Source organism: Nonomuraea sp. NPDC052116 (genome assembly GCF_040680035.1).
In the GTDB taxonomy this organism is placed as follows: domain Bacteria; phylum Actinomycetota; class Actinomycetes; order Streptosporangiales; family Streptosporangiaceae; genus Nonomuraea; species Nonomuraea angiospora_A.
Genome location: NZ_JBFAWA010000025.1, coordinates 1 through 26,324 on the forward strand (window position 1 = coordinate 1; position 26,324 = coordinate 26,324).

The 26,324-nt window shown below is 73.9% G+C and carries 19 protein-coding genes and 2 pseudogenes; 7 read left to right on the forward strand and 14 right to left on the reverse strand.

Going from position 1 to position 26,324, the window contains the following annotated elements; translation table 11 throughout:
• On the forward strand, positions 1-243 hold a 243-nt coding region (locus tag AB0L65_RS39145), incomplete at its 5' end, for a zinc ribbon domain-containing protein (protein WP_364256405.1).
• A gap of 119 nt (positions 244-362) precedes the next feature.
• On the opposite strand, the gene AB0L65_RS39150 is transcribed toward AB0L65_RS39145, so the two are convergent.
• The 12 genes from AB0L65_RS39150 to AB0L65_RS39205 all read right to left on the reverse strand — a co-directional run bounded on the left by AB0L65_RS39150 (position 363) and on the right by AB0L65_RS39205 (position 13,873).
• Complete coding sequence (locus AB0L65_RS39150) at positions 363-2,354, reverse strand: beta-galactosidase (protein ID WP_364256408.1); 1,992 nt, start codon at positions 2,352-2,354, stop codon at positions 363-365.
• Positions 2,351-3,382: a LacI family DNA-binding transcriptional regulator gene (locus tag AB0L65_RS39155; protein ID WP_364256411.1), complete on the reverse strand. Its 1,032-nt coding sequence runs from the start codon at positions 3,380-3,382 to the stop codon at positions 2,351-2,353. Before AB0L65_RS39155 ends, AB0L65_RS39150 begins: the two co-directional genes overlap by 4 nt.
• A 158-nt stretch (positions 3,383-3,540) precedes the next feature.
• Complete coding sequence (locus AB0L65_RS39160) at positions 3,541-4,542, reverse strand: LacI family DNA-binding transcriptional regulator (RefSeq protein ID WP_364256414.1); 1,002 nt, start codon at positions 4,540-4,542, stop codon at positions 3,541-3,543.
• On the reverse strand, positions 4,539-5,645 hold the full coding sequence (locus tag AB0L65_RS39165) for a Gfo/Idh/MocA family oxidoreductase (protein WP_364256417.1): 1,107 nt from the start codon (positions 5,643-5,645) through the stop codon (positions 4,539-4,541). The genes AB0L65_RS39160 and AB0L65_RS39165 overlap by 4 nt, the downstream gene beginning before the upstream one ends.
• A gap of 43 nt (positions 5,646-5,688) precedes the next feature.
• Complete coding sequence (locus tag AB0L65_RS39170) at positions 5,689-6,537, reverse strand: amidohydrolase family protein (RefSeq protein WP_364256420.1); 849 nt, start codon at positions 6,535-6,537, stop codon at positions 5,689-5,691.
• Between the two features lie 40 nt (positions 6,538-6,577).
• Positions 6,578-7,039, reverse strand: a complete 462-nt coding sequence (locus tag AB0L65_RS39175; RefSeq protein WP_364256423.1) for a VOC family protein — start codon at positions 7,037-7,039, stop codon at positions 6,578-6,580.
• Positions 7,036-8,025, reverse strand: coding sequence for a transketolase C-terminal domain-containing protein (locus AB0L65_RS39180; protein WP_364256426.1), 990 nt, complete (start codon positions 8,023-8,025; stop codon positions 7,036-7,038). The genes AB0L65_RS39175 and AB0L65_RS39180 overlap by 4 nt, the downstream gene beginning before the upstream one ends.
• Positions 8,018-8,965: a thiamine pyrophosphate-dependent dehydrogenase E1 component subunit alpha gene (locus AB0L65_RS39185; RefSeq protein WP_364256429.1), complete on the reverse strand. Its 948-nt coding sequence runs from the start codon at positions 8,963-8,965 to the stop codon at positions 8,018-8,020. Before AB0L65_RS39185 ends, AB0L65_RS39180 begins: the two co-directional genes overlap by 8 nt.
• On the reverse strand, positions 8,958-10,298 hold the full coding sequence (locus AB0L65_RS39190) for an adenylosuccinate lyase family protein (RefSeq protein ID WP_364256432.1): 1,341 nt from the start codon (positions 10,296-10,298) through the stop codon (positions 8,958-8,960). The genes AB0L65_RS39185 and AB0L65_RS39190 overlap by 8 nt, the downstream gene beginning before the upstream one ends.
• A gap of 2 nt (positions 10,299-10,300) precedes the next feature.
• Positions 10,301-11,059 (reverse strand): SDR family NAD(P)-dependent oxidoreductase, encoded by a 759-nt coding sequence (locus tag AB0L65_RS39195; protein ID WP_364256435.1) that lies wholly within the window; start codon positions 11,057-11,059, stop codon positions 10,301-10,303.
• Positions 11,060-11,146: 87 nt separating this feature from the next.
• Entirely contained in the window at positions 11,147-12,925 is a 1,779-nt protein-coding gene (locus AB0L65_RS39200) for an aldehyde ferredoxin oxidoreductase C-terminal domain-containing protein (RefSeq protein WP_364256438.1), read from the reverse strand.
• Between the two features lie 72 nt (positions 12,926-12,997).
• Positions 12,998-13,873 (reverse strand): IclR family transcriptional regulator, encoded by an 876-nt coding sequence (locus tag AB0L65_RS39205; protein WP_364256441.1) that lies wholly within the window; start codon positions 13,871-13,873, stop codon positions 12,998-13,000.
• A 265-nt stretch (positions 13,874-14,138) separates the two neighbouring features.
• Between AB0L65_RS39205 and AB0L65_RS39210 the strand changes: the two genes are divergently transcribed.
• The 3 genes and pseudogenes from AB0L65_RS39210 to AB0L65_RS39220 form a co-directional block, all read left to right on the forward strand.
• Complete coding sequence (locus AB0L65_RS39210; RefSeq protein ID WP_364256444.1) at positions 14,139-16,625, forward strand: beta-glucosidase; 2,487 nt, start codon at positions 14,139-14,141, stop codon at positions 16,623-16,625.
• A complete protein-coding gene (locus AB0L65_RS39215; protein ID WP_364256447.1) occupies positions 16,622-18,172 on the forward strand; it encodes a carboxylesterase family protein in 1,551 nt (516 codons plus the stop codon). Before AB0L65_RS39210 ends, AB0L65_RS39215 begins: the two co-directional genes overlap by 4 nt.
• 66 nt (positions 18,173-18,238) lie before the next feature.
• Positions 18,239-18,307: pseudogene (locus AB0L65_RS39220) on the forward strand (hypothetical protein); the annotation flags it as partial.
• A gap of 264 nt (positions 18,308-18,571) precedes the next feature.
• On the opposite strand, the pseudogene AB0L65_RS39225 reads toward AB0L65_RS39220, so the two are convergent.
• Both AB0L65_RS39225 and AB0L65_RS39230 read right to left on the reverse strand, forming a co-directional pair.
• Positions 18,572-19,486, reverse strand: a pseudogene (locus AB0L65_RS39225) (2-phospho-L-lactate transferase CofD family protein); the annotation flags it as partial.
• Between the two features lie 8 nt (positions 19,487-19,494).
• Positions 19,495-19,662 carry a hypothetical protein gene (locus tag AB0L65_RS39230; RefSeq protein ID WP_364256450.1) on the reverse strand — a complete coding sequence of 56 codons (168 nt, stop codon included), beginning with the start codon at positions 19,660-19,662 and terminating at the stop codon, positions 19,495-19,497.
• 667 nt (positions 19,663-20,329) lie between these two features.
• Here AB0L65_RS39230 and AB0L65_RS39235 point away from each other — a divergent pair.
• From AB0L65_RS39235 to AB0L65_RS39245, 3 genes are all read left to right on the forward strand, one after another.
• Positions 20,330-21,508 (forward strand): ROK family transcriptional regulator, encoded by a 1,179-nt coding sequence (locus AB0L65_RS39235; RefSeq protein WP_364256453.1) that lies wholly within the window; start codon positions 20,330-20,332, stop codon positions 21,506-21,508.
• A 128-nt stretch (positions 21,509-21,636) separates the two neighbouring features.
• Positions 21,637-22,764 (forward strand): TIM barrel protein, encoded by a 1,128-nt coding sequence (locus tag AB0L65_RS39240; RefSeq protein ID WP_364256456.1) that lies wholly within the window; start codon positions 21,637-21,639, stop codon positions 22,762-22,764.
• A gap of 100 nt (positions 22,765-22,864) precedes the next feature.
• Positions 22,865-26,173 (forward strand): PQQ-dependent sugar dehydrogenase, encoded by a 3,309-nt coding sequence (locus AB0L65_RS39245; RefSeq protein ID WP_364256459.1) that lies wholly within the window; start codon positions 22,865-22,867, stop codon positions 26,171-26,173.
• Positions 26,174-26,324: the final 151 nt, after the last annotated feature.

The window sequence follows — 26,324 nt, forward strand, 5'->3', positions numbered from 1 at the left end:
ATCTCGGATGCGGCCTGGCGCGACCTGCGGATGATGCTGGAGTACAAGGCCGCCTGGTACGGGCGCACGCTGGTGGCGGTGGACCGCTGGTTCCCCTCCTCCAAGCTGTGCTCGGCCTGCGGGGCCCTGCAAGGAGCGATGCCGCTGACCATCCGGGAATGGACCTGCGGCTGCGGCGCGGTCCACGATCGGGACGTCAACGCCGCGCGCAACGTGCTCGCCGCCGGGCTGGCGGAGAGCTGAAACGCCTGTGGAGCTGGTGTAAGACCTCAACGAGAGTCCTCTCGGGCGGGCGACCGGCGGTGAAGCAGGAAGGCCAACCGGCGACGGTTGGAATTCCCCTCGTTTACGAGGGGAGGAGGTCAATCCGCTCCTTGAACGAGGGCCGCGACCGCCTGCGACGCCAGCGTGACCTGGCCGTCCACGGCGGATCCGGTCAGCAGGTCGGTGGCCGGGTGGGGGAGCGGCACGCGTGCCGTCTCCGAGCCGTGGTTGAGCAGGAACAGCACCTCGCCGCGGCGTACCGCCTCGACCATGGGCGGCAGGTTCGGCAGGACTCCCCGCACGCCCGCGTCGGCCAGCGCCCGCGCGGCCAGCTCGCCGAGCGCGTCCGGCTCGGGCATCGTCGCCACGTACCAGGCGACGCCCTGCCCGGCCTGGTGCCGCAACAGCGCGGGCCCGCCCTCGGCGAATTCTGCCACCGTCTCGGCCCCTTCCGCGGCGACCAGCTCGGTCCAGGCGTGCGCCGTGAACTCCGCCCCCGTGGCCCACCGGCAGCGCACCGGGCCGTCCACGGGCCGCCACTCCTCGCCGGACGCGCCGAGCACCTCGCGCAGCGGCGCGGGGAACCGTCCGGTACGCACGTGCGCCCGCTCGTCCACGATCCCCGAGAACGGGCCCACGACCAGGACCCCGCCGCCGCGCACGTAGGCGGTCAGGGCCGCGGCGTCGGCGTCGCGGAGCAGGAACAGGTTCGGCACCACGACCAGGGAATAACCGTCGAGCGCGGCGGAGGGGGGCACCAGGTCCACGGTCACGCCGCGCTGCCAGAACGGCAGGTAGTAGCCGAAGAGCTGGTCGGTCGCGGTGAGGCGGTCGCTGGGCCGGCCGCGCTCCTCCAGCGCCCACCAGCTCGCCCAGTCGAACACCATCGCCACCCGCGCGGGCACCGGCCGCCCCGCCACGGACGCCAGCTCGCGCAGCTCCCGGCCGTGCGCGCGGATCTCGGCGTGCAGGCGGGTGTCCGGTCCCGCGTGGGGGAGCATCGCGGAGTGGAAGCGCTCGGCGCCGAAGCGGGAGGCCCGCCACTGGAAGTAGCACAGCCCGTCCGCGCCGCGGGCGAGCGCCTGCAGCGACTCCAGCCTGAGCCGGCCGGGTGGTTTGGGCGGGTTGTGCGGGCGCCAGTTGACCGCGCCGGCGGCCTGCTCCATCAGCAGCCACGGCCTGCCCTTGGCCAGGCCGCGCATGAGGTCGTGGGTGAGGGCCGTGCGGGCGGGCGCGAGCGGGTCCGACGGGTCGGGGTAGTGGTCGTTGGAGACGATGTCCTCCTCGTCCGCCCACGACCAGTAGTCGACCGGCTTGAACAGGCCCATGAAGTTGGTGGTGACCGGGATATCCGGGGTCCTGGCGCGGAGGAGGTCGCGTTCGGCGCGGAAGTGGGCGAGCAGCGCGTCGGAGCAGAAGCGCCACCAGTCGAGCTGCTGGGAGGGGTTGATGATGTAGGGGGCGCGGCGCGGGGTGAGGATCTCGGCCCAGTCGCTGTAGCGCTGGCTCCAGAACGTGGTGCCCCACGCCTCGTTGAGCGTGTCCAGGTCGCCGTAACGCTCCCGCAGCCAGGCGCGGAACGCCTCGGCGGAGTCGTCGCAGTGGCAGACCTGGCCGTACTCGTTGCCCACGTGCCACAACGCCAGGGCCGGGTGGCCGGCGTACCGGTCGGCCAGGTCGTGCACGATCGCCAGTGCCCGCTCCCGGTAGACGGGGGAGGAGGGGCAGAACTGGTTGCGCGAGCCGTACCAGAGGCGGTGCCCGGCCTCGTCGACCGGCAGGGTCTGCGGCCACCGGTGCCCCAGCCACGGCGGCGGCGAGGCGGTGGGGGTGGCCAGGTCCACCGCGATCCCGGCCTCGCCCATGAGGTCGAGCACCCGGTCCAGCCAGGCGAAGTCCCGCTTGCCCGGCTCCGGCTCGATGCGCGCCCAGCTGAAGACGCCGACCGTGACGAGGTTGACCCCGGCCGCCCGCATCAGCTCGGCGTCCTCGGCCCACACGTGCTCCGGCCACTGCTCGGGGTTGTAGTCGCCGCCGAACAGCAGCCCGCGCCCGGCGGTGAGCGTGTGCGTGCCCAGTCGTTCCGTCACGATCCGGTCCTTTCGCCTTCGCGGGGTGGGGCGGAGCTGTCGCCGACCACGAGGCGGCAGGGCAGCAGCCGCTGCGCGGGCGGGCCGTCGCCCGCCAGCCGGTCGATGAGCATGCGGGCGCCGAGGCCGCCCAGCTCGGCGCTCGGCGGCTCCAGCGTGGTGAGCCTGGGGTGGAACATCTCGGCGACCCGCGCCGACGACAGCACCAGCAGCAGCGTCAGGTCCTCGGGGATCCGCCAGCCGCGCGCCGCCACGGCCGCGATCACCCCGACCGCCGCGTGGTCGTCCATCACCGCCAGCGCCGTCGTGTCGGGATGCGCGGCGACCAGCCGCTCGAACGCCTGCCTGCCCTCGTCGGCCGAGCCGGGCCGGAAGTCGTCGACGTAGCCGATCCCGGCCGCGCGGGCGGCCTCGGCGAACTCCGCCCCGGCCCGGATAGCGGGCCCGTACCGCGCCGCGTGCTGGTCGGCCGAGAGGTTGAAGAAGGCCAGCTTGCGGTGCCCGAGCCCGGCCACGTGCGCCACGGCGGCCGCGGCCGTGGCCGCGAAGTCGATGTCGGCGTAGTCGATCGAGCCCGGGTCGCGGGTCCGCCCGATCATGCTGAACGGCACGCCCGCCTCCAGGAGGAACTCCGTGCGCTCGTCGTCCAGCCCGACCTCCATCAGCAGCACGCCGTCCACCAGCCCCAGCCCCGTGATGTGGCGCAGCTCCTCGACCGGCTCGGCGTGCTCGGGGGAGAGCAGCAGGTGGTAGCCCAGCTCGCGGGCCGTCTCCGCGGCGCCGGTGGCGAACTGCATCTCGGTCAGCCCGAAACCGCTGCGCGGAGTGGGGTACAGCAGGGCCAGGATGCGGGTGCGCTTGCTCTGCAGGCCGCGGGCCAGCAGGCTCGGGCGGTATCCCAGCTCGGCCGCCGCCTGCTCGATCCGCCGCCGGGTGTCCGCCGCCACGGGGCGGGTGCCGTTGAGCGCGGCGGACACGGTGCTCACCGCGACCCGCGCCCGCTCCGCCACGTCACGTATCGAAGACATGCCACTGCCGATCCGCTGGGGTCGAAACGTTTCGCACAACGTAGGACGCGGTTTGCGGGGCTGTCAATGGGGGTGGAATCGGTCGTCCCAAATCATGGGCCCGCGCGCAGGGCGTCGCCCGCCTCCCGGCCGGGCCCGCAGCGGATCTTCGTGACGCCTTACGGCGGGGGAGCCGTGGACCGGCGCTGGATCAGCTCGATCGGCCCGGCCAGCACCTCCGCCACCGTGTCGTCCGGCTTCAGGCCGGCCAGCAGGGCCACGCCGCGGCGGCCCAGCTCGCCCAGCGGCATGCGCACCGTCGTGAGCGCGGGATTGAGGTAGCCGGCCAGCTCCAGATCGTGCACGGCGACGATCGAGACGTCCCGCGGGATCTCCAGCCCGGCCGCGCGCACGCCCTCCATCGCCCCGATGGCCGAGGCCACGTTGGCGACGAACACCGCCGTCGGCCGCTCGGGGGCGGCCAGCATCCGGGCCATCGCCGCCGCCCCGCCCGCCGGCGTGTAGTCGGCCGCCACGATCGGCCCCTCCGGCAGCCCGGCCTCGCGCATCGCCGCCGAGTAGCCCGCCGACCTGCGCGTGGCCGTGTCGGCGCGCGACGGGCCCGCCAGGTGGGCGATGCGGCGGTGGCCCAGGCGTACGAGGTGCTCCACCGCCAGCGCGGCGGCCCGCGCGTCGTCGAGGATGACGTAGCGCTTGACGCTCCTGCTGCGGTTGTTGAGCATGAGCCACGGGATGGCGGACCGGTCGAGCTGCGCGATGAGCCCCGACTCGTCGCCGGTCCCGGCCAGCAGCAGGCCGTCGATGCGGCCCTGCCCGATCCGGTCCATGTAGTCGCCCAGCGCCGCGCCCGACGCGCTGCCGGTGACCAGCACGTAGCCCTGCGAGGCCGCCTCCGCCTCCGCGCCCTTGATGATCTCCGCGTAGACCGGGTTGGCGAAGTCGGGGATGAACAGCCCGAACATGTGCGCCCGTGACGTGCGCAGGCTCCGCGCGGCCACGTTGGGCCGGTAGCCGAGCTCCTCGACCGCCGCCAGCACCCGCTCCCGCGTCTCGGGCCGGATGCTGAGCGTGGGGTCCTTGTTGACGACGCGGGAGACGACCGCCCGGTCGACCTTGGCGACGGCGGCGACGTCGGCCAGCGTGACCCGGGAACGCTTCATGACGACGATCCTCCCCTGTCCGCCGGGCGGCAGCGCACGCTCTCGCCGGTGTCCATCGAGCGGTAGAGCGCGTCGAGCAGGCGCAGCGTGCCGAGGTTGTCGGCGCCGGAGGTCTCCGGCTCGCCGCCCTCCGCGACGGCCCGCAGCAGCGAGCCCATCGGCCCGGCCACCGCGTCCGGCAGCCACCGCCCGGTCACCGGGTACGGCAGCCAGCCGTCCGTCGGCAGCGCCCGGCTGTGCACGGCCAGGGTGTCGGGGCGGCCGTGCGGGTAGTCGTACAGCAGGCCGAGCGTGCCCTTGATCGCGCCTTGCGTGCCGTCGAGGCGGAAGGACGCCTCCTGGTCGCCGGTGCGGTTCTCGTGCGTGACGTGCACCAGCGCCCGCAGGTCGCCCGGGTACACCAGCGTGCTCATCGTGCGCGTCTCACCCTTGGCGAGCTGGCCCGGCGTGCGGCTGCCGGTGCAGAAGACCAGCTCGGGGTCGCCCAGGATCGAGCGGATCGCGTCCAGGTAGTGGATGGAGTGGTAGACGATCTCCAGCCGGTCGGTGGTGACCAGCCAGTCCCAGGCGCTCCAGTCGGTGAGGATGTTCACGGTGAACGTCATCGCCGTCGGCTCGCCGATCCAGCCCGCGCGCACCATGGCCCGGGCGGCGGCGATGCCCTCGTCGAAGCGGAGCTGCTGGTTGACCGCGACCTTCAGGCCGCCGGCCGCCGCCAGGTCGACGATGCCCCGGCCGGTCGCCACGTCGGGCGCGAACGGCTTCTGGCACATCAGGTGCTTTCCGGCCGCCAGCGCCGCCCGCGCGATGCCGGGCTGCGCGCCGGGCGCGACGGCGATGTCCACCACGGCCACGCGCTCGTCGGCCAGCAGCTCCTCCAGCGAGCCGTACGTCCTGGGCACCCCGTGCCGCCGGGCCACCTCGGCGGCGCGATCGGCGTCGAGGTCGTACAGGCCGGTCACCTCCAGCCCGGCCTGCCGGTAGGCGGGCAGGTGGGCCACGTCCACGATGGCCCCGGCGCCGACGACGGCGACGGGGAGCCGGTGCGCGGCCGGGATGGACAGGTCGGCCGCGGCGGAGATGGGCGCGAACACGTCGATCACGCGGCGGCCTCCCGGGCGAGGAATCCGAGGACGTGGCGGCGGGTCATGGCGCCTCCTGGAGGCCGTAGAAGCGGGTGGCGGTGCCGCCGAGCACCGCCGCGCGGTCGGCGGGCGAGAGCCCCGACAGCAGGACGTTCGTCTCCCGCCACACCTTTGCGTAGTCGCCGGCGAGCAGCGCCACCGGCCAGTCGCTGCCGAACATCAGCCGCTCGGGGCCGAACGCCTCCAGCGCGTGCTCCACGTAGGGCCGCAGGTCCCCGGCCGTCCACGTGGCGGCGTCGGCCGCGGTGTTCAGGCCGGACACCTTGGCGTACACGCCCGGGCACTCGGCCGCGCGGGCGAGCAGGGACGCCCACGGCTCCCAGCCCTTCTCCTCGATCGGCGGCTTGGCCAGGTGGTCGATCACCATCCGCAGCCCGGGCACCCGCTCGGCCAGCACCGGCACGTGCTCCAGGTGCCGCGGCAGCACCGCCACCACGTCGAACGGCAGCCCGGCCGCGGCCAGCAGCCCGAGCCCTTCGATCACCGGGTCCTGGAGCACCCAGTCGGGGTCGGGTTCGTCGTGGATGAGATGCCGCACCCCCGCGAACCTGGGATGCCGCCGGTACCGCTCCAGCGCTTCGGCCGCCTCGCCGGGCCGGTGCAGCGGCACCCAGCCCACCACCGCGCCGATGAAGTCGTACGCGTCGGCCTGCGCGAGCATGGCGTCGGTGTCGGCGTAGGAGTCCATCGACTGCACCAGCACCGTGCGGCCGACCCCCGCCGCCGCGAGCTGGGGGATGAGCTCCGCCGGCTCGAACGTGCGGTGGATCGGCCCGTGCTCGGGCGTCAGCCACGGGTACGAGCCCGTCTCCAGGTTCCAGAAGTGCTGGTGGGCGTCGACGACGGTCATCCAGCCTCCTCACGTGATCAATCGTTTGAGCGTGCACATATTAGGGGTTATCCGGCGGTTGTACGAGCTCCAAGGTGATGTCGTCGGGGTCGAGGAAGTAGCAGGCGTAGCCGCCCCGGTTCACCCCCGCGGTGATCGCCTCGGGCGGGTTGACGAAGCGCACCCCGGCCGCCGCCAGCCGGGCGTGCTCGGCCAGGGCGTCCTCGACGGTGAGCGCCAGGTGCGCGGCGCCCGGCAGGTGGCGGGCCGGGTCGCGCGGGGCGCCCCTCGGCCGTACGTACTCGACCAGCTCCAGGTCGTGCGTGGAGACGCCGCGGGGCTGGCCGGGCACGGCGAGCTGGGCCACGCGCAGCACGGCGTCGGGGTAGCCGACGAGCCTGCGGGTGTAGTCGTTGTCCTGCTCCTGCCGGTGCACCAGCGCGAACCCGAGCAGGTCGCGGTAGAACTCCACGGACCTGCCGAGGTCGGAGACCGTGAAGGAGAAGTGCCAGACGCCTCTCATCGCAGCGCCCCTCCTCCTGCGGCCAAACATTTGACTTCGTGAATGATCCGCGTGGCGTCGGGGACCAGGGCCTGCGCGAGGACCGGCGCCGCGGGCATCCGCACGTCGGGCGCGCCGATCCGGATCGGCGGCGCGGCCAGCGCCACCCCGGCGCCCGCGACCCGGGCGACGACCTCGGCGCCGAAGCCGCCGGTGACGTTCGCCTCGTGGACGACCGCAAGCCTGCGGGTGCGGCGCGCGCTCTCGATCACGGCCCCGGTGTCGAACGGGTTGAGCCACGGCGTCTCCAGCACCTCGGCCTCGACCCCCTCGCGGGCCAGGGCCTCGGCCGCCGCCAGCACCCGGTGCGTCATCGCGCCCCAGGTGACGAGCGTGACGTCGGAGCCCGCGCGGCGGGTGCGCGCCCCGCCCATCGGCTGGACCGGGCCGTCCGTCCTGACCGGCTCCTTCGGGCCGAAGTACAGCGTGCGGTTCTCGACCACCAGCACCGGGTCGTCGCCGTGCACGGCCGTCACCAGCAGGTCGTAGGCGTCCTGCGGCGTGCTCGGCATGCACACCCGCAGCCCCGGCACGTGCAGGAACAGCGCCTCCAGGCACTGCGAGTGCTGCGCGCACGCGCCGGGCGCGTTGCCCTGCTGGGTGCGGATGGTCAGCGGGGCCCGCAGCCGCCCGCCCGACACGTAGCGGACGTTGGCCGCCTGGTTGACGATCTGGTCCAGCGCCACCAGGGAGAAGTCGGCCCACATGATCTCGACGATCGGGCGGCGGCCGAACATCGCGGCGCCCACCGCGCTGCCGAGGATCGCCGACTCGCTGATCGGGGTGTCGAACACGCGGTCGCCGTACTGCTTGCGCAGGCCCCTGGTCACGCCGAACACGCCGCCGGGCACGGCGACGTCCTCGCCGTACACCAGCGTCTCCGGCAGCTCCTCCATGAGGCGGTGCAGGGCCGCGTTCACGGCCTCGCCGTAGGACAGGTCAGGCATACAGGTGCTCCCTTGCGGTGGCGGGGTCGGCGAGGGGCGCGGCCAGCGCGCGCTCGGCGGCGGAGGCCATCTCGGCCCGCGCCCGGCGCTCCACGGCGTCCAGGTCGGCGGCCGGCACCCCGTCGGCGAGCAGGCCCTCGCGCAGCCGGGCGATCGGCTCGCGCCTGCCGATCCGCTCCAGCTCGCCGGGCTGCCGGTAGGTCTCCGCGTCGCCGATGTAGTGGCCGACCAGGCGCTCGGTCATGCACTCCAGCAGCGTCGGCCCGCCGCCCTCGCGGGCCACCTCCAGCGCGTCGCGCACGTGGAAGCGCACGGCCTCCACGTCGTTGCCGTCGACGCGGTGACCCGGCATCCCGTACGCGGCGGCGCGGTCGGCCAGGCGCGCGTTGCGCACCGTGTCGGCGATCGGGGTCAGCTCGGAGTAGCGGTTGTTCTCGCAGACGAACACCACGGGCAGGGAGAACGCGGCGGCGAAGTTCATCGCCTCGTGCACCGCGCCCTGGTTCATCGCGCCGTCGCCGAAGACGCTCACGGCCACCCGGTTGGAGCCGTCGTGCCGGCCGGCCAGCGCCGCCCCGCACGCGATCGGCGCGCCCGCGCCCACGATCGAGTTCTCGCCGTGGAAGCCGTACTCGGCCGCGGTGAAGTACGCCGAGCCGCCCCGGCCGCCGTTCACGCCCGTCGCCCGGCCCGCCAGCTCGGCGAACAGCGCCTGTGCGGGCACGCCCCTGGCCAGCGCCCAGCCGTGCCCGCGGTAGGTCGCGAACAGCGCGTCGTGCGGCTCCAGCACGTCGCACGCGCCCACCGGGACGGCCTCCTGGCCGATGCACAGGTGCACCGAACCGACGATCGGCCCTTCCGCTCGCAGGTCGCGCACCTTCTCCTCGAACGCGCGGATCCGCCACATGGCCAGCAAATCCGCGAGCCTGCGTTCACTCATCACATCTCCAGGCTTCGAGCGCCGCGGCGCAGATCGCCTCGGCGTCGCCGATGTAGGACTCGGGCGGGATGGGCAGCGCGCCCAGGCTCGCCAGATCGTCCGGTCCCGCCACGTCGCGCAGCGCGTCGGCCAGCGCCCGCCCGCGCTCGCGGGCCTCGTGCGCCGCCTTGTAGACCAGGTCGTGCGCCCGTTCCCGGCCCAGCGCCGGGGCCAGCCGCATCATGTACGCCTCCGCCATGATCAGCCCGCCCTCGGCGCCCAGGTTGGCCCGCATGGCCTCCGGGTAGACCCGCAGCCCGGCGGCGACCTCGGCGGCCGTGGCCAGCGCGCCCGCGGCCAGCTCGGCCAGGAGCGGCACCACGTACCACTCGACCTGCCACTCGCCGGCGGCCCGCTCGTGGCCGGCCTCCATCGCGCGGAACAGGCCCGAGCTGAGCGCGCCCGCCGTGCCGGACATGCCGATGACGGCCTCGCAGCCGATCGGGTTGGCCTTCTGCGGCATCGTGGAGGACGCGCCGCGGTGGTGTCCGCCCGCCTCGCGCACCTCGCCGACCTCGGTCCTGGACAGGTCCACGACCTCGCGGGCGAAGCGGGCCGCCGTGGCCGCCAGGCTCGCGCAGGTCACGCCGAACTCGGCGACGCCGTCCCTGGCCACGTGCCAGGGCACCTCGGTGGTGCCGAGGCCGAGCACCCCGGCCACGCGCTCGCGCACCTGGCTGGAGCGCTCGCCCATCGCGGCGGACGTGCCGCCCGCGCCGAACAGCGACACGACCCGCGCCCGCCGCGCCGCCTCGCCCACCCGGTCGCGCTGGCGCGCCACCTCCGCCAGCAGCACCGCCATCTTCGCCCCGAACGTCGTGGGCACCGCCTGCTGCGCGTGCGTGCGGGCCGCGATGACGGTGCCGGCGTGCTCGGCCACCAGCCGGGCCAGCGCGCCGCCGAACGAGCCGAGCAGGGCCCGCAGGTGGTCGAGGGCCTCGCCCATCTGCAGGGCCAGGCCGGTGTCCATGATGTCCTGCGTGGTCGCGCCGTAGTGGACGCGGCCGTTGGGCCCCTCGGGGAGCGCGGCGGAGATCATCCGTACGAGGGGCAGGATCGGGTAGCCCACGTTGACCGCCTCCGACCAGAGGCGCCGGACGTCGATGTTGGCCGGCACGCAGGCCGCCTCGATGGCCCGCGCGTCGGCCTCGGAGATCACGCCCTCCTCGGCCTGGGCGCGGGCCAGCGCGGCCTCCGTGCGCAGCCAGGCGAGCACGGTCCGCTCGGCGGAGAAGATCTCGGTCATCGCGCCGTCGCCGAACAGCTCGGGCAGCAGCTTGAACGTCTGGCGCACGGTCAGTTCATCTCCAGTCCGCCGTCGACGTTGAGAGCCTGGCCCGTCACGAACGACGCCAGGTCGCTGGCCAGGAACAGCACCGCGGAGGCGACCTCCTCGGGACGTCCGGGGCGGCGCAGCGGGGAGCGCTCGCTGACCTCCTTCAGGTAGCCGGCGCCCGCGTCGGGGCCGAACCGCCGGTCGCGGTCGGCGATGATCTCGTCCCACATGGGGGTGAGGAAGACGCCGGGGCACACCGCGTTCACGCGCACGGGGGCCAGCGCCTCGGCCGCCGACCTCGTCAGGGAGAGCAGGGCCGTCTTGGTGGCGGAGTAGTGGGCGGCGTCGGGGCGGCCCGAGCGGGCGGCCACCGAGGCCAGCGTCACGATCGAGCCGCCGCCCCGCTCGGCCATCCCGCGCCCGACGGCCTGGGTGAGCCAGAACGTGGCGTTGAGGTTGACGTCCACGATCCGCAGCCACTCGCCGGGCTCGATGTCGAGCAGCGGGGTGGTGCGCATGATCCCGGCGCAGTTCACCAGCACGTCGATCCGGTCGCGGGCGCCCGCCAGCGCCGCCGCCTGCGCCGGGTCGGTGAGGTCGGCCGGCCGGGCCTCGGCGCCCAGCTCGGCCGCCGCCTCGCTCAGCCGCGGGCCCTCCAGGTCGGAGAGCACGACGTCCGCTCCGGCGTCGGCCAGCGCGCGGGCGCACGCGAACCCGAGCCCTCCCGCGCCGCCCGTGACGAGCGCCGTCCGCCCGCCCAGATCGATCGTGACAGCCATCCCCGATGGTCTCCCGTCTTTCGTTCAAACGATTGACCAGAACATAACGCGAACCGCACAAACCGGACAAGAGCGTTTTTCGGGAAATCAGCGCCAGCCGAGCTCCTCGTAGAAGGCGGCCCGGGCGAGCTCGAACGAGGCGCGGTCCAGGACCGCGCCCTCGTGGGGCCCCACCGCGACGGGCTCCTCGTGCATCCGGGCCGGCAGCTCGTCGGGACCGCCGCCCTCACGGATCGCGTACGCGCGCATCGCGTCGAGCCGTGCCTGACCGGCCGCCAGCAGGTCGTCCAGGGTGAACTCCCGCCCGAGGACGGCGGTGACCAGGGCGCTCAGGTGGTCGAGGGTCAGCGGGCGGGTGGGGGAGGAGGCGAAGACGCACAGGTTGAGCGCGTCGAGCCCGCTCCACAGCCGCAGCAGCCGGGCGGTGCGCCGGCCCCGCTCGGCGTCGAGCCCGGCGACCGGCGCGGGCTCCGCCCCGATCCGCCGGGCCTCGCCGAAGCTGTAGGCCAGCCCGGCCACGGGGTCGAAGTCGAGGTCGTGCTCCAGCGCGTCGTAGCGCGGCCCGCCGGGGGCGATCGCGTACCCGAGGCCGATGCCCGGCTGGACGCGGGGGTCGAAGCAGGGCAGCTCGGCGCCCTTGACGGTCATGGCGTACGGGGCCGCGGCGGGACCGAGCTTCGCGGCCGCCCGCGCCGCGCCCTCGGCCAGCAGGTCGCCCATCTCGCCCGTGCGCCCCGCCACGTCGTCGATCAGCCCGGGCAACGCCTCGGGATCGCCGAACGCGGGCCCGCCGGGGAGCAGCCCGCGCTCGGCGCACTCCATGGCGAAGGCGAGCGTGCCGCCGAGGGAGACCGGGTCCAGCCCGAGGTCGTTGCAGCGGGCGTTGGCGGCCAGCACGGTGTCGAGGTCGTCGATCCCGAGGTTCCAGCCGAGCGACAGGAACGCCTCCTGCCCCAGCCCGCCGGTCCGCCGCTCGGCGAGCCCCGGGGGCGCGTACACCTTGAGGCAGTCGTTGGGGCAGCCGGGGCAGGCCCCGGTGGTCGCCACCGCGCGCCCGTCGTAGTCGTCCGCGGACGGGACCCGCAGCCCGTGCGCGCCGGTGACCGAGAAGTTGCGCACCGCGGCGTACCCGGGGGCGGGCGGATCGCCCACCCATCCGGCGAACCCGGGCATCCCTGCCTGGATCGCCGCCAGCGGGTTCGTGGCCAGCGAGTCGCGGTAGTAGGCGGCCAGCCCGGCGATCGCCCCGGGGTCGGCGACCTCCGCCGCGCTCTCCGTCGGGGCCTCGCCGACGCACACGACGGCCTTGAGGTTCTTGGCCCCGAAGACCGCGCCGAGCCCGTACCGCCCGGCGGCGTAGGCATAGTCGGTCACCACGCTCGCGTACCGCACCAGGTTCTCCCCGGCCGGCCCGATCGCCGCCACGTGCGCGCCCTGGCCGTGCCGCGCCCGCAGCGCGTCCGTCGTCGCGGCCGTGCCCAGCCCGCGCAGCTCCGAGGCGTCGTGCAGGGACACCTCACCGTCCTGGACGAGCAGGTAGGACAGCCGCGCGGCCCGTCCCGTGACGGCCAGCGCCTTGGCGCCCGCCCCGCGCAGGCCCGCCGCGAACGGCCCGAGCGCGTGGGACTCCCCGGCCACCCCCGTCAGCGGCGACTTCGCCAGGAACACCGCCTTGGCCAGCCCGGGCGCCGCCGTCCCGCCCAGCACCCCGGCCGCCACGTACAGCAACGCCCGCGGATCGTACGGATCGAGCCCGGCGGGCGTGCGCCCGGCCATCAGCCGCAGCCCGAGCACGGACCCGCCGATCTCGCCCGGGTGCTGCTCCTTCTCCACGTTCCCGCTGGTCAGATCCACAATGAACGGCACGGTCAAGCCTCCAGAGCGAAAGAGGAAAGCGAGCCGCACCACATCACACAACACCCGCGAAAGGCAACCCCGTCAGGGCTGCCCCGGGTGCGACTGCAGCCAGCGCGACAGCCCGCGGGCGGCGCCGACGACGGCCGGAACGAGCGCGCCCGGCTGCTGCCCGCCCACCCGCACCACGACCGACAGCGCGGCGATCACCTCGTCCGCCGCGTCCCGCACCGGCGCCGCCACCGACACCGCGTCCAGCGTGACCTGCCGGTCGCTGATGACGTACCCGTGGCGTCGCACCTCGGCCAGCACCCCTCGCAGCCGGCCGGGGTTCGCGATGGTCCGGTCGGTGAAGGCCGCCAGCGGCCCGGCCAGGTACGCCTCCTGTGTCGCGGGCGGCGTGTGGGCCAGCAGCGCCAGCCCGACGCCCGTGGCGTGCGCCGGGAAGCGCCCGCCCACCCGGCTGCGCACGCCGACCGCGTCCCGGCCGGAGATCCGCTCCAGGTAGAGCACGTCGGGCGCGTCCAGGACGGCGAGCTGGGCGTGCTGGTGGGTGACCTCGTACAGGTCCTCCAGGAACGGCATGGCGGCCTCGCGCAGGCCCAGCCCGCGCGGCGCCAGCGCGCCCACCTCCCACAGGTGCAGCCCGATCTGGTAGCGGCCGTCGCGGTCGCGTTCCAGCGCGCCCCACGACATCAGCTCGCTGACCAGCCGGTGCGCCGTCGTCAACGGCATCGAGGCGCGGCGGCTGATGTCGGACAGGCTCAGCCTGGGGCACTCGCCGGAGAACGCGCTGAGCACGCTGAGGACCCGGCTCGTCACGGTCCGGCCGGCGGGCCGCCGCGCGCTTCCGGAAGCCGTCCGGACCTCCGGCTGCTTGGCCGGCTGTTGGACACTGCCGGGCGCGTGCACGCCGCGGCGCATCGTGGCCGCGGCCGGGCCGTCGTCGGTTGTGGTCATGGTCGCCGCCTCCCGGTTCGGACCTGTCACCCCGCGATGTTCCGGTTTTTATGTTGTTTGCGGCAACGTAAACCCGTGCTGCCTGCGGGTCCAGCCATCGAAGCCCCAGAGTTTGTTGCGATGGGTAACAATCCAGAAACACACCGAACGACGTTCTGAAAAGTCTTCCGTTCAACGGAGAACGCGGTTACGCAACCTGTCCGCGGCTCATATGTTGCGGGCGCGACCCCAGCCGGTCGGCCCGTTCCTCGAAGGAGCTGTTCACATGGCTGAAGCGCTCAACCCGTCGCTGACCCGTCGCGACGCGGCCCGGCTGCTCGGCGCGGCCGCCCTGGCCGCGGCCGTCGCGCCGCAGTGGACCGCCCGCCGCACGGACGTCGACGCGCTCCTGCGGCAGCTGACGCCGGAGGAGAAGGTCTCGCTGCTGCACGGCGGCACCGACCCCGCCTCCAAGGGCCAGGCCGGGTACGTGCCCGGCGTGCCCCGCCTCGGCATCCCCGAGATCCGCCTGGCCGACGGGCCCGCCGGCGTGCGCGTCACGGCGAACGCCACCGCCCTGCCCGCGCCGGTGGCGCTCGCCTCGACGTTCGCTCCCGACCTCGCCCGGCGGTTCGGCGCGGTCATCGGCAGGGAGGGCCGCGCGCTGGGCATGGACGTCCTGCTGTCGCCGATGACCAACATCGTCCGGGTGCCGCAGGCCGGCCGGAACTTCGAGACGCTCGGGGAGGACCCGCTGCTGGCCGCCGCGCTCGTCGCCGGCGAGATCCGCGGCATCCAGGGCGAGGGCCTCATCGCCACCGTCAAGCACTACGCGGCCAACAACTTCGAGAACGCCCGCCAGACGATCGACGTCAAGGTGGACGAGCGGACCCTGCGCGAGATCTACCTGCCGGCCTTCGAGGCCGCCGTGCAGGCGGGAGTGGGCGCCGTCATGGCCGCCTACAACCACGTCAACGGCGTGTACGCCGCCGAGCACCCGCACCTGCTGACCGGGATCCTGCGCGACGAATGGCACTTCGGCGGCTGGGTGATGTCCGACTGGTTCGCCACGCACAGCGGCGCGCCCGCGCTCACCGCCGGGATGGACATGGAGATGCCCTTCGGCGTCAACTACGGGGGCCTGGCCGCCGCCGTCGCCTCCGGGCAGCTGGCCGAGTCGGTGGTGGACACCGCGGTGCGCCGCGTCCTCGTCCAGCTCGACCGGTTCGGCCTGCTCGGCGGCGGCCGGCCGCGGCCCTCCCCGGACCCGGCGGGCGGCGCCCGCACCGCGAAGGAGATCGCGCTGGCCGGCGCCGTGCTGCTGCGCAACGAACGGGACCTGCTGCCGCTGGGCCGCGCCGACCTGGCCGACCTGGCCGTCATCGGCCCCACCGCGGCCAGCCCCCTGGTGGGCGGCGGAGGCAGCGCCAGGGTGATCCCCGCGAGCGCCGAGAGCCCGCTGACCGCCCTGCGCCGCCAGGCCGGCCCGGGCAGCCGCATCCGCTGGGCCACGGGCGTGGACCTGGAAGGGGTCCCGGTGCCCGCCTCCGCGCTGGTGCTCCAGCGCGCCCAGCAGGGCGGCACCCCGCAGGCCGCCGCCCAGGTCGACCACACCGGCGCGGCCGCCCTGCCCGCCGGCTCGTCGTGGACGTGGACGGGCACGCTCACCGCGCCCGCGACCGGCGACTACGACCTGCGCATCCAGGGCACGGGCGGAGTGCCGTCGTTCAACGGCTCGATCTCGCTGACCCTCGACGGCGTCAGGATCGGCTCGGTCGGCGCCCTCATCGGCGGCAACAGCAGCCTCATCGCGACCTCCGGCGGCCTGACGAACGCCGGCACGACCGTCCGCCTCGAAGCCGGGGTGGCCAAACCCGTCACCGTCGCGGCCACCGGCATCGCCGGCACGCCGCTGCAGGTCAGGCTGGCCTGGGTCACCCCGCAGCGCCGCCAGGAGGCGCTGCGCGAGGCCGCCGCGCTGGCCAAGGGGGCGCGGGCGGCGCTCGTGTTCGCCTTCAACGAGGGCACCGAGGGCGCCGACCGCGCCGCCCTCGCCCTCCCGAACGGCCAGGACCCGGTCATCGGGGCCGTCGCCGCCGCCAACGCCCGCACCGCGGTCGTGCTCAACACCGGCGACCCGGTGCTCATGCCGTGGGTGCGGAACGTGTGCTCGATTCTGCAGATGTGGTACCCGGGCCAGGAGGGCGCCGACGCCACCGCCACGATCCTTCTCGGCGGGGCCTGCCCGGGCGGCAAGCTGCCGGTGACGTTCCCCGCGCGGGCCGAGGACGTGCCCACCGCGCAGCCCGAGCGCTACCCGGGCGTGGGCGGCGTCGCGGACTACAGCGAGGGCGTGCTCGTCGGCTACCGGCACTACGACGCGCACGGCATCGAGCCGCTGTTCCCCTTCGGGCACGGCCTGTCCTATACCCGCTTCCAGTACGACGGCCTGTCGGTGCGGGCCGCGGGCGGCGGGCTCAGCGTGTCCTTCACGGTCGCCAACACCGGCCGGCGCGCCGGGGTGGAGGTGCTGCAGGTGTATCTCGGCTCGCCGCCCGCCCCGCCGGTCCCGATGCCGCCCCGCGCGCTCGCCGGGTTCGCCCGGGTGCCGCTGTCGCCCGGCGAGCGGCGCCGCGTCACCGTGACGGTGCCGCTGCGCGCACTGCAGTACTGGTCGGACGGCCGATGGACCCTCGCGAGGGGCCGCCGTACCGTCCACGTCGGGTCCTCCTCCAGGGACCTGCCTCTACGTCAGGAGGTCACAGTCCGATGAGACGATTACTGATCGCGCTCGCCGCGGCGGCCCTGGCCGCCGCCGCGCTTCCCGTGCCCGCCGCCGCGTCCGGCGGCGACCGGCCGACGGCGCGTACCGACACCGGCTTCGTACGCGGGGCCCGCGCGGACGGCGTCGACCGCTTCCTCGCCCTCCCGTACGCCGCCCCGCCCACCGGCGAGCTGCGCTGGCGGGCGCCCCGGCCGGCGCCCGCCTGGCAGGGCGTGCGCGACGCGTCCCAGTGGGGCAACCGCTGCCCCGCCGCCGCCAGCACCAACGGCCCCCGCTCCGAGACCGAGGACTGCCTCTACCTCAACGTGTTCCGCCCCGCCGGAACGAAGGCCGGGCAGCGGCTGCCCGTGCTGTTCTGGATCCACGGCGGCGGCCTGCAGAACGGCTCGGCCAACCAGCACGACGGCACCCTGATCGCCCAGCTCGAGAACGTCGTCGTGGTGAGCGTCAACTACCGGCTCGGCGTGTTCGGCTACCTGGCCCACCCGCTGCTGACAGCGGAAGCGGGCACGTCCGGCAACTACGGCCTGTCCGACCAGCAGGCCGCGCTGCGCTGGGTGCACCGCAACATCGCCGCGTTCGGCGGCGACCCCCGCCAGGTCACCATCGACGGCGAGTCGGCCGGCGGCTTCTCCGTCTGCGCCAACCTCGCCTCGCCCGCCTCGGCCGGGTTGTTCTCCCGCGCGATCATCCAGAGCGGGTCCTGCACCAGCCGCCCGTACGCGGACGGCGAGCAGGCCGGCGCCTCCATCGCCACCGCGCTCGGCTGCTCCGACCTGGCCTGCCTGCGCGGGCTGAGCGCGGCCAAGCTGGTCGACGGGCCGCAGTTCGCCTCGTTCCTGTACGGCACGCCCGCCCTGCCGGAGAACCCCGACACCGCCGTGCGGGCGGGCCGCTTCCAGCGGGTCCCCCTGATCGTCGGCGCCAACCGCGACGAGGGCCGCACGTTCCTGCAGGGCGCCCGCGGCTGGACCAAGGAGCAGTACGAGGGCTGGGTCCGCGGTCTCTTCCCCGAACGCGCCGACGCCGTCCTGGCCAGGTATCCGTGGCCGGCGCAGTCCGACCAGTTCACCTCGGCGTACCTGGCGGCGGCCGTGTTCACCGACTCCGGCTTCCTGGCCGGCCTCGGCGGCTGCCCGACGCTGCGCTTCATCGAGGCCCTGTCCACCCACACCCGCGTGTACGGCTACCGCTTCGACCACCGCACCGGCCCAGGCCTGAGCCCCGAGCCGGCCGGCTACGAGTGGGGCGCGGGGCACGCCGCCGAGCTGGCCTACCTGTGGCCGAGCTTCGACAACGGCACCCCGATCGCGCCGACGTTCGACGCCTCGGAGCGGCGGCTGGCCCGCGACATGGTGCACTACTGGGGGTCGTTCACGATCGGCGGGCAGCCGCGGGCCGCGTACTCGGCGCGCTGGCCGGCCTTCAACGGGACCTCCCTCGTCATGTCCCTGAGGGCGGGCGGGAAGTCCACGCCGGTCCCGCTGGCCACGATGCTCGCCGAGCACAACTGCGACCTGTGGGAGGCCGGCTGAGATGACGCGCCGCGGGGGCCGGCCGCGAGATCATGGAGGTTCCAGGGCTCGCGAAGGGCGGCCCCCGTGCCGTGCTACAACGCGGCCAGGACCCTGCGCCTGCGCCTGTGCCTGGAGTCGGCGCTGTCCCAGACCCGGCCGCCCGACGAGATCGTCGTGGTGGACGACGCCGGCGGCTCCCCGGCCATCGCCGGGGAGCCGGGCTGCCGGGTGCGCCAGCGGGATCTCGCCGAGCACGGTCCGCAGCGCCTCGGCCGTGCGCGGGCCGTCGTGCGTGCCGGGACGCCCGGCGTCCTCGACGTCCGCGCCGATCCAGCGCGCCCCCGCCCAGCAGCCGCGCTCCACGACCCCGAGCGGCACGGCGGGACCCCCGGACCCGCCCCGGCGGCTGAGCACGTGCGTGATGGTGCGCCGCTCGTTGCCCGGGTCGCCCAGGTACGCCAGCGTGCGGTCCACCAGGTCGGTGGCCGTCAGCCCCTGGATGTCGTGGTCGCCCCCGAGGTTGACGACGAACACCCTGGCCGCGGCCCGGCTCTCCGCGACCGCCCCGGCCAGCCCCGGCGTCAGGTAGCTGGGCAGCAGCGACGAGTGCGGCGTGCCCGGGCCGTACACGATGAGGTCGCTGTCCCGGACGGCCGCCAGCGCCTCGAGGCTGGGCGTGACCGTGGCGGCGCGCCGCGCGAGCAGCTCCGGCGACCCGGAGAGCTCGTCCGGGCCGGGCGGCTCGCGCAACAGGAACAGCCCGGTGATGGCCACCGCGTCCTGCGGCGCGACGATGTCGGCCTCGTCGGCCAGCACGCGCCCGTCCTCCTTGAGCGCGACCAGGAACGCGTTCTCGCCGTTCGTCACGTTGAGCAGCCGCGCCGGCGACCCGAACGTGTGCGCGCACGCGCGTAACGCCGCGTTGAAGGCCTCGCCCAGCCGCAGGTACGACCCCGCGAGCACCAGGTTGCCCAGCGCGCAGCCGGCCAGATCGAGCCCGTCCGGCTCGGCGCGCAGCCGCCCGGCGAACACCCGCAGCTCCCGCGCGATCCGGTAGTCCAGCGGCCCGTCCGCCAGCCGCGCCAGGTCCGCGGCCGTGGTCCCGGCCGGCAGGCGGCGTTCGAGCAGCTCGCGCCGAGGGTCGCCGGGGTCCAGGTGGAGCAGGAGGTTCTTGCGGAAGCCCGAGGGACCGAGCATGCCCGGCAGGTAGCGGCGCAGCGCGCCGGTGGACAGCCCGTTGTCGTACCCGTTGATCAGCAGGGACAGCTCCAGCCCCGGCACCCGCAGCAGGGCGCGGGCGATCCCCGCCGCGCCGCGCCCGCCGCTGAACATGGCGACCCTCACCGGACCTCCTCGTGGCCCGCGGGGACCCGCGGCACGCCGCGCCGGGCGTGCGGGGTGGCCGGCCAGACGAAGGCGAAGCAGGCCGCCCCGATGGCCAGCGCGATCCACCAGATGCGCGCGGCCCATGGGCGCCGGGCGTCGAGAAGGGGGTCGGGATGGTTCACTGCCGGTCCTCGTGGAGGGGCGTCACGGGGGGAACGGCTCGCGGGAGCGCTCCCAAGCGCAGTATGGCACCTGCGCCCGCAATGCTGGCCTCAATACCAAATATCGGACCCGCCGGAATTGTCTGGCCTATTGACTAACCGTAGTTAAGGGACAAAAGCCCAGCTCATCCGCCTTGCTTCGAGGTATCTGGAAATCTGGCACGTTTTACTCGCGAATCGGTGCGGGCGGGCCTGCCTGGGATGTCAAGCCCTCACTCTCGACGTGATTGCGCCGGCCGTTCGCAGTCCATCAATTAGGAAAATTTCGGAATTTATGGGCATGTGTGCAGTTCAAGCGGGGTCTGATAGGATTGGGAGCGCTCCCGCGCCTGGTTCGCATTCTGGGCCCGAAACACTGGTTTCCGGATCGCCGGAACCAGGCCCTGTGGAGGATCCGGCCGGGTGGCATCCCTGCGGGGCCCGCGTCTCGGCGCGACGGCGGGCGAGGGCCGGACCGAATCCTCCAAGGCGTAGAGCGTTGATCCCGGGCCGGAGCTCGGGAATTGCCGGACGATCTCACGATATGTGGGTTGTTGCCCACATATGTCCGACATATTTCGCGACGATAGATCGGGCTTTTCGTTTCTGTCAACATAAGTCGGTCGATCATCGAAGTAAGGTAGTACTCATGACAACGGGATCCAACGGCCAGAGCGCCGGAGCGGGGGCGCTGCTGGCGATCCTCCGGGACGGGCGGGCGCGCACCCGCGGCGAGCTGGCCCAGCTCACCGGCCTGTCCAGGTCCACCGTGTCGCAGCGGCTCGACGCGCTGATCGCCGGGAGCTGGGTGGTGGCCGCCGACGACTCGATCTCCTCCGGGGGCCGCCCGGCGGCCGTGTTCGCGTTCAACGAGGGCGCGCGGGTGGTGCTCGCGGCCGACCTGGGCGCCACCCGCGCCCGCCTGGCCGTGCTCGACCTCGGCATGACCGTGCTCGCCGAACGGGCCGCGGACCTGCCCGTCGACCGGGGGCCCGAGCCCACCTTGGAGTGGGTCGCCACCGCCTTCCGCGAGCTGCTGGCCGACGCCGGGCGCGACCTCGACCAGGTGTGCGGGGTCGGCGTCGGGCTGCCCGGGCCGGTGGAGCACGCGTCGGGGCGGCCGGTGAACCCGCCGATCATGCCCGGCTGGGACGGCTTCGACGTGCCCGGCTGGCTCGGGGCGCGGCTCGGCGCGCCGGTGCTGGCCGACAACGACGTGAACATCATGGCGCTCGGCGAGCACTGGGCCGCCGGGCCCGAGATCGACCACCTGATCTTCATCAAGATCGGCACCGGGATCGGCTGCGGCATCATCTCCGGCGGCCGGCTGCACCGGGGCGCGCAGGGCGCCGCGGGGGACGTCGGCCACATCCGGGTCCCGGCGTCCGAGGCCCCCTGCAGATGCGGGAACACCGGCTGCCTGGAGGCGGTCGCGGGCGGCGCGTCCATGGCCGCGCAGCTGCGCGCCGCCGGGGTGGACGCGCACGGCAGCCGGGACGTGGTGGCGCTGATGCGCGCGGGCGACCTGCGCGCCACACGGCTCGTCAGGCAGGCCGGCCGCGAGGTCGGCGCCGTGATGGCCTCGATCGTGAACTTCTTCAACCCCTCCCTCATCGTCATCGGCGGGGACGTCGCCGAGGCGGGCGAGCAGGTGCTGGCGGGGGTCAGGGAGACGATCTACAGCCGGTCGCTCCCGCTGGCCACCCAGCACCTCGGCATCAGGTCGAGCCGGCTCGGCGACCGGGCGGGCGTCGTCGGAGCCGCCGTCATGGTCGTCGAGCACGTGCTCGCGCCGGACGCCGTCGATCAGGCTTTCGGGCACCATTGACCGCTTCTGCGCGGCGTAGTAACAATTGATCGTCGCAGGCTCCCCGCGCGGTGGCATGCTCGTGGAGCCGGGCACAGTTACGCCGTGACGTGGTCGGCGCACGCGTCCCTCGAGAAAGGGAAACACGCGTGAGCCAGCTCCATGAGCAGGAAGAGGCCCTCCGCCGCACGCTCGGCCTGAGCCGCCGCCGCTTACTCGCGGCCACCGCCGGCGTCGCCGCCGCGGCCGCCGTCCCCCTCGCCCAGCCCGCCGCCGCCGACCCCGTGCAGGCCCAGAGCGGGTGGAACCGGCCGCTGATCCCGCCGGGCAAGCGCGGCATCATCCTCTACACCGTCCGCGACGCGATCGGCCGCGACCCGGCGTCCACGACCCTGCCGTCCGGCTTCCGCCGCGTGTTCGAGGCGCTCGCGCGCATCGGCTACCAGCAGGTCGAGTTCGCCGGGTACCGGCAGCACGCCAACGCCGAGGGCGGCGCGAACCTGGAGACCGTCGAGGGCGCCCGGCTGCTGCGGAGCTGGCTCGACGACAACGGGCTGCGGGCCGAGGGCAACCACGGCTTCATCCCGGCCTCGTGGCCGCTGAGCACTGTCGACCTCGACCGGTTCAAGCAGGTGCTGGAGATCGCGAACATCCTCGGCCTGGACCACGTGGGCACCGGCTCCGACCCGACGGGCAGCGCGTACAAGGCCGACTGGGACGTGGCGGCGGAGAAGTGGAACGCGCTCGGCGAGCTCGCCTGCCAGGCCGGGGTCAAGCTCTACACGCACAACCACGACGCGGCGTACGCGTTCCTGCTCGACAGCGGCCCGCTCGACGACCAGGGCCGGCCCACCCGCTCCTCGGGCATCCGCAAGCTGGAGTACTTCTTCAGGATCAGCGACCCCAGGCGGGTCTACTTCGAGATGGACATCTTCTGGGCGCACGTGGCCCAGTTCAAGCACCGTACGTACACCGCGCCCGACGGCTCGGCGCAGACCGACGTCTTCGACCCGCTCGCCACCGTGCTGGCGCAGGAGAAGCGGTTCCCGCTGTTCCACGCCAAGGACGGCACCGCCAACCCGGGCACCGCCAACGGCTACGACATGGTGCCGTTCGGGGCCGGGGACATCGACTACGCCCGCTTCTTCGGCCGGCTCCGCTCCAGGGGCCTGCACAACCCGATGTACGAGCAGGACAACGCGCCCGGCACGGACCCGGGCCAGTCGCTGCAGTACGCCGAGCTCAGCTACCGCAACATGGCCGCCCTGCGCGGCTGACCCTCACCACGACGCCGGACCGCCACGCGATCCCTGCCGTTGCAGCGGCAGGCGTGGCGGCCCGGATCATGACACTCCTCGTCCTAGGAGCGGCATCACCATGCAGCGTACCCTCGCGGTGCTCGGCGGCTTCTTCCTGGCCGCCACCGCACTCGTCTTACCCGCCGGCCCCGTTCAGGCGCACGAACCGGCCACCGAATGGTCGAGCTACGAGAAGATCACCCTGACCAAGAACGTGGGCGAGCCGATCGACCTGGCCGTCCTGCCCGACCGGCGGGTCCTGCACACCGCGCGCAACGGCGACCTCAGGCTGACCGACCCGGCCAGCGGCGTCACGAAGATCGTCAACACCGTCCCGGTCTACAACAACTCCGAGGACGGCCTGCAGACGGTCTCCCTCGACCCCCGCTTCAGCGAGAACCACTGGGTCTACCTCTACTACGCGCCCAAGACCATGTCGGCGCCGTACCCCGAGACGACGCCGGCCGGTTCGGCGCCCAACTCGCTGCCCGCCGGGGCCGACGAGACGTACTGGAACCAGTGGAAGGGCTACAACCAGCTCTCCCGCTTCAAGTGGACGGGCAACGCGCTCGACCTGTCCACCGAGCAGGTCATCATCAAGGTCGAGACGCAGCGCGGGCAGTGCTGCCACGTGGCCGGCGACGTGGACTGGGACGCCGACGGCAACCTCTACCTCGCCACCGGCGACAACACCCCGGCGGGCGCGCCGGGCGCCAACGGGTACGCGCCCAACAACGACGCGCCCGGCATGAACCCGGGCTTCGACTCCCGGCGCGGCGCGGGCAGCAGCGACGACCTGCGCGGCAAGATCCTGCGGATCAAGGTCGCGGACGACGGCACGTACACGATCCCCCAGGGCAACCTGTTCCCGCCGGGCACGGCCAAGACGCGGCCGGAGATCTTCGTGACCGGGGTGCGCAACCCGTTCCGGATGGACGTGGACGGGGAGACGGGCACCCTGTCGTGGGCCGACTACGGCCCCGACGCCGGCACCCCCGACCCGAACCGGGGCCCGCTCGGCTACGTCGAGTGGAACATCACCCCGCTCACCAAGCCCATGAACAGCGGCTGGCCGTACTGCACGGGCGACAACTTCAACTACAACGACTGGGACTTCGAGACCGCCCGGCCGGGGCCGTGGTTCGACTGCGCGGCGGGGCCGCTGAACACCTCGCGCTGGAACACCGGCATCGACCGGCTCCCGCCGGCCGTCCCCGCCGACCTCTACTACGGCGACAACAACACCCACCAGCCGGCCGAGTGGGCCGGGCTCGTGGACTTCGACCCGCAGGGCGGCCAGGGGCCGATGGGCGGGCCGATCTACCACTACGACCCGGACAACCCGGCGCCCGGCAAGCTGCCCGCGTACTGGGACGGCAAGGCGTTCTTCGCCGAGTTCTCGCAGGACTACCTGGCGGCGTTCACCGTGACGTACCCGGACGGGCCGGTCACCAAGCTGGAGCACTTCCTGCCCAACGCCGAACTGCGGGACGCCGCGCAGCCCATCACCGACAGCCCGATGGACATCGAGTTCGGGCCGGACGGGTCCCTGTACGTGCTGGAGTACGGCGACGGGTTCTTCCGCGCGAACCCCGACGCCGGGCTCTACCGGATCGACTACACCCCGGACAACAAGACGCCCCAGGCCAGGATGACCATGGACAGGACGTCCAGCGGCCAGGCGCCGCTCACGGTCGCCTTCGACGCGTCGTCGTCCAGGGACACCGAGCCGGGGACGCTGACGTACGAGTGGGACTTCGACGGGAACGGCACGTTCGACGCCACCGGGGCGACGGCCACGCACACCTACACCGAGCTGGGGCAGTACGTGGCGCGGCTGCGCGTCACCGACTCCGGCGGCCGGGCGGGCCTCACCTCGGCCGAGATCACCGTCGGCAACACCGCGCCCGAGGTCAGCGTCCAGACGCCGCCGGACGGCGGGTTCTTCGACTGGGGGAACGCGGTGCCGTACAAGATCGCCGTGCATGACGCCGAGGACGGCGACAGCCCGGTGTGCACGCGCATGCAGTGGACGTTCGGCCTCGGGCACGACGTGCACGCCCACCCCGAGACCACCGGCACCGGCTGCACCGGCGCCTGGCCGACGCCCGCGAACGCGCCCGAGCACGGCGAGACGGAGAACATCTACGGCGTGGTCGTCGTGAGCTACCGCGACAACGGCGCCAACGGCATCCCCGGCGCGCTCGGCGAGGCCGCGCTCACCCTCAACCCGAAGCTCGCGCAGGCCGAGCACGCCGACCAGAGCAGCGGCGTGACCAGGACCGCCGACGACGGGGCGTCGGGCAAGTTCAAGATCACCTCGTTCGACGCGGGGGACTGGCTCGCCTACGACCCGGTCAACTTCACCGGCATCACCGGGGTCCAGACCAGGGCCTCGGGCGCGGGGACGCTCTCCCTGCGCTGGAAGTCGCCCACCGCCGCGCCGTTCGCGACGGTGACGATCCCGCCGGGCGACGGCTGGCAGACGATCACCACCGCGCTCGCCGACCCGCCCGCGGGAACCGGCCGGCTGTACGTCACCTCGACCGGCGGCGTGGACGTGGACGCGTTCACGTTCCAGGGCGGGGGCGTCGCGGACACCAGCCCGCCCACCGTTACCGCCACGCTCAACCCGGCCTCGCCCGACGGGGCGAACGGCTGGTACACCCGCAACGTCACGCTCACCGTCACCGCGACCGACAACGGCACGGTGGCCAGTCGCCAGTACTCGCTCGACGGCGGCACCACCTGGGCGAACGCCGCCAGCCCGGTGACGCTCAGCGCGGAGGGCGCCAAGGACGTCCGCTACCGGGCCACCGACAACGGCGGCAACGTCTCCCAGGTCGGCACGGTCACCGTGAAGATCGACAAATCGGACCCGGCGCTGACGGTCACCGGCGTGGAGGCCAAGCCGTACGGCGACTCGGGCACCGTCACCCCGGTCCTGACGGCGACGGACGCGGTCTCGGGGGTGGAGGGCACCACGGCCAAGCTCGACGGAACCGCGGTTCCCCCGGGCGCGCCCGTACGCCTCTGGACGCTGCCCCTCGGCGACCACTCCCTCGTCGCCACGGCGACGGACCGGGCGGGACGGACGGTGACCTCGACCGTCACGTTCTCGACCACGACCTCGTACGGTGACGTGCGCGCGCTGATCGCGCACTTCAAGAAGGCGCGCACGGTGACCGCCGTGGGCGCTCGGGAGCTGCTGGAGCAGCTCGACGCGGCGGAGTGGCACGAGAAGCGTGGCAAGCCGGGGCAGGCGATCGACGCGCTGAAGCGCTTCATCAAGGCCGCGGGCAAGAACGCCAACGTCCCCGACTCCACGTCCCGCACGATCCTGACCCGCGACGCCCAAGCCCTCATCAACCGCCTCACCAACCCGTAACACCCCGCAGGGGCAGTGCCCGGCCCCGCCGGTGTTCCGGCCTTCGCACCCGCCGGAGGCCGGAACACCGGCACGGCGGGCGCACGGTGTGCGAGCCCGCCGGAAGTTCGGGCGCCGGTGCGGCGCGTCCTTGCGCGCGGCGGTTTCCGGG

Coding starts and splice junctions, on each gene's coding strand:
- AB0L65_RS39155 (WP_364256411.1), bottom strand. CDS start 3,382: ATGTCTTCGATACGTGACGTGGCGGAGCGGGCGCGGGTCGCGGTGAGC.
- AB0L65_RS39160 (WP_364256414.1), bottom strand. CDS start 4,542: ATGAAGCGTTCCCGGGTCACGCTGGCCGACGTCGCCGCCGTCGCCAAG.
- AB0L65_RS39170 (WP_364256420.1), bottom strand. CDS start 6,537: ATGACCGTCGTCGACGCCCACCAGCACTTCTGGAACCTGGAGACGGGC.
- AB0L65_RS39175 (WP_364256423.1), bottom strand. CDS start 7,039: ATGAGAGGCGTCTGGCACTTCTCCTTCACGGTCTCCGACCTCGGCAGG.
- AB0L65_RS39180 (WP_364256426.1), bottom strand. CDS start 8,025: ATGCCTGACCTGTCCTACGGCGAGGCCGTGAACGCGGCCCTGCACCGC.
- AB0L65_RS39185 (WP_364256429.1), bottom strand. CDS start 8,965: ATGAGTGAACGCAGGCTCGCGGATTTGCTGGCCATGTGGCGGATCCGC.
- AB0L65_RS39195 (WP_364256435.1), bottom strand. CDS start 11,059: ATGGCTGTCACGATCGATCTGGGCGGGCGGACGGCGCTCGTCACGGGC.
- AB0L65_RS39205 (WP_364256441.1), bottom strand. CDS start 13,873: ATGACCACAACCGACGACGGCCCGGCCGCGGCCACGATGCGCCGCGGC.
- AB0L65_RS39210 (WP_364256444.1), top strand. CDS start 14,139: ATGGCTGAAGCGCTCAACCCGTCGCTGACCCGTCGCGACGCGGCCCGG.
- AB0L65_RS39215 (WP_364256447.1), top strand. CDS start 16,622: ATGAGACGATTACTGATCGCGCTCGCCGCGGCGGCCCTGGCCGCCGCC.
- AB0L65_RS39235 (WP_364256453.1), top strand. CDS start 20,330: ATGACAACGGGATCCAACGGCCAGAGCGCCGGAGCGGGGGCGCTGCTG.
- AB0L65_RS39245 (WP_364256459.1), top strand. CDS start 22,865: ATGCAGCGTACCCTCGCGGTGCTCGGCGGCTTCTTCCTGGCCGCCACC.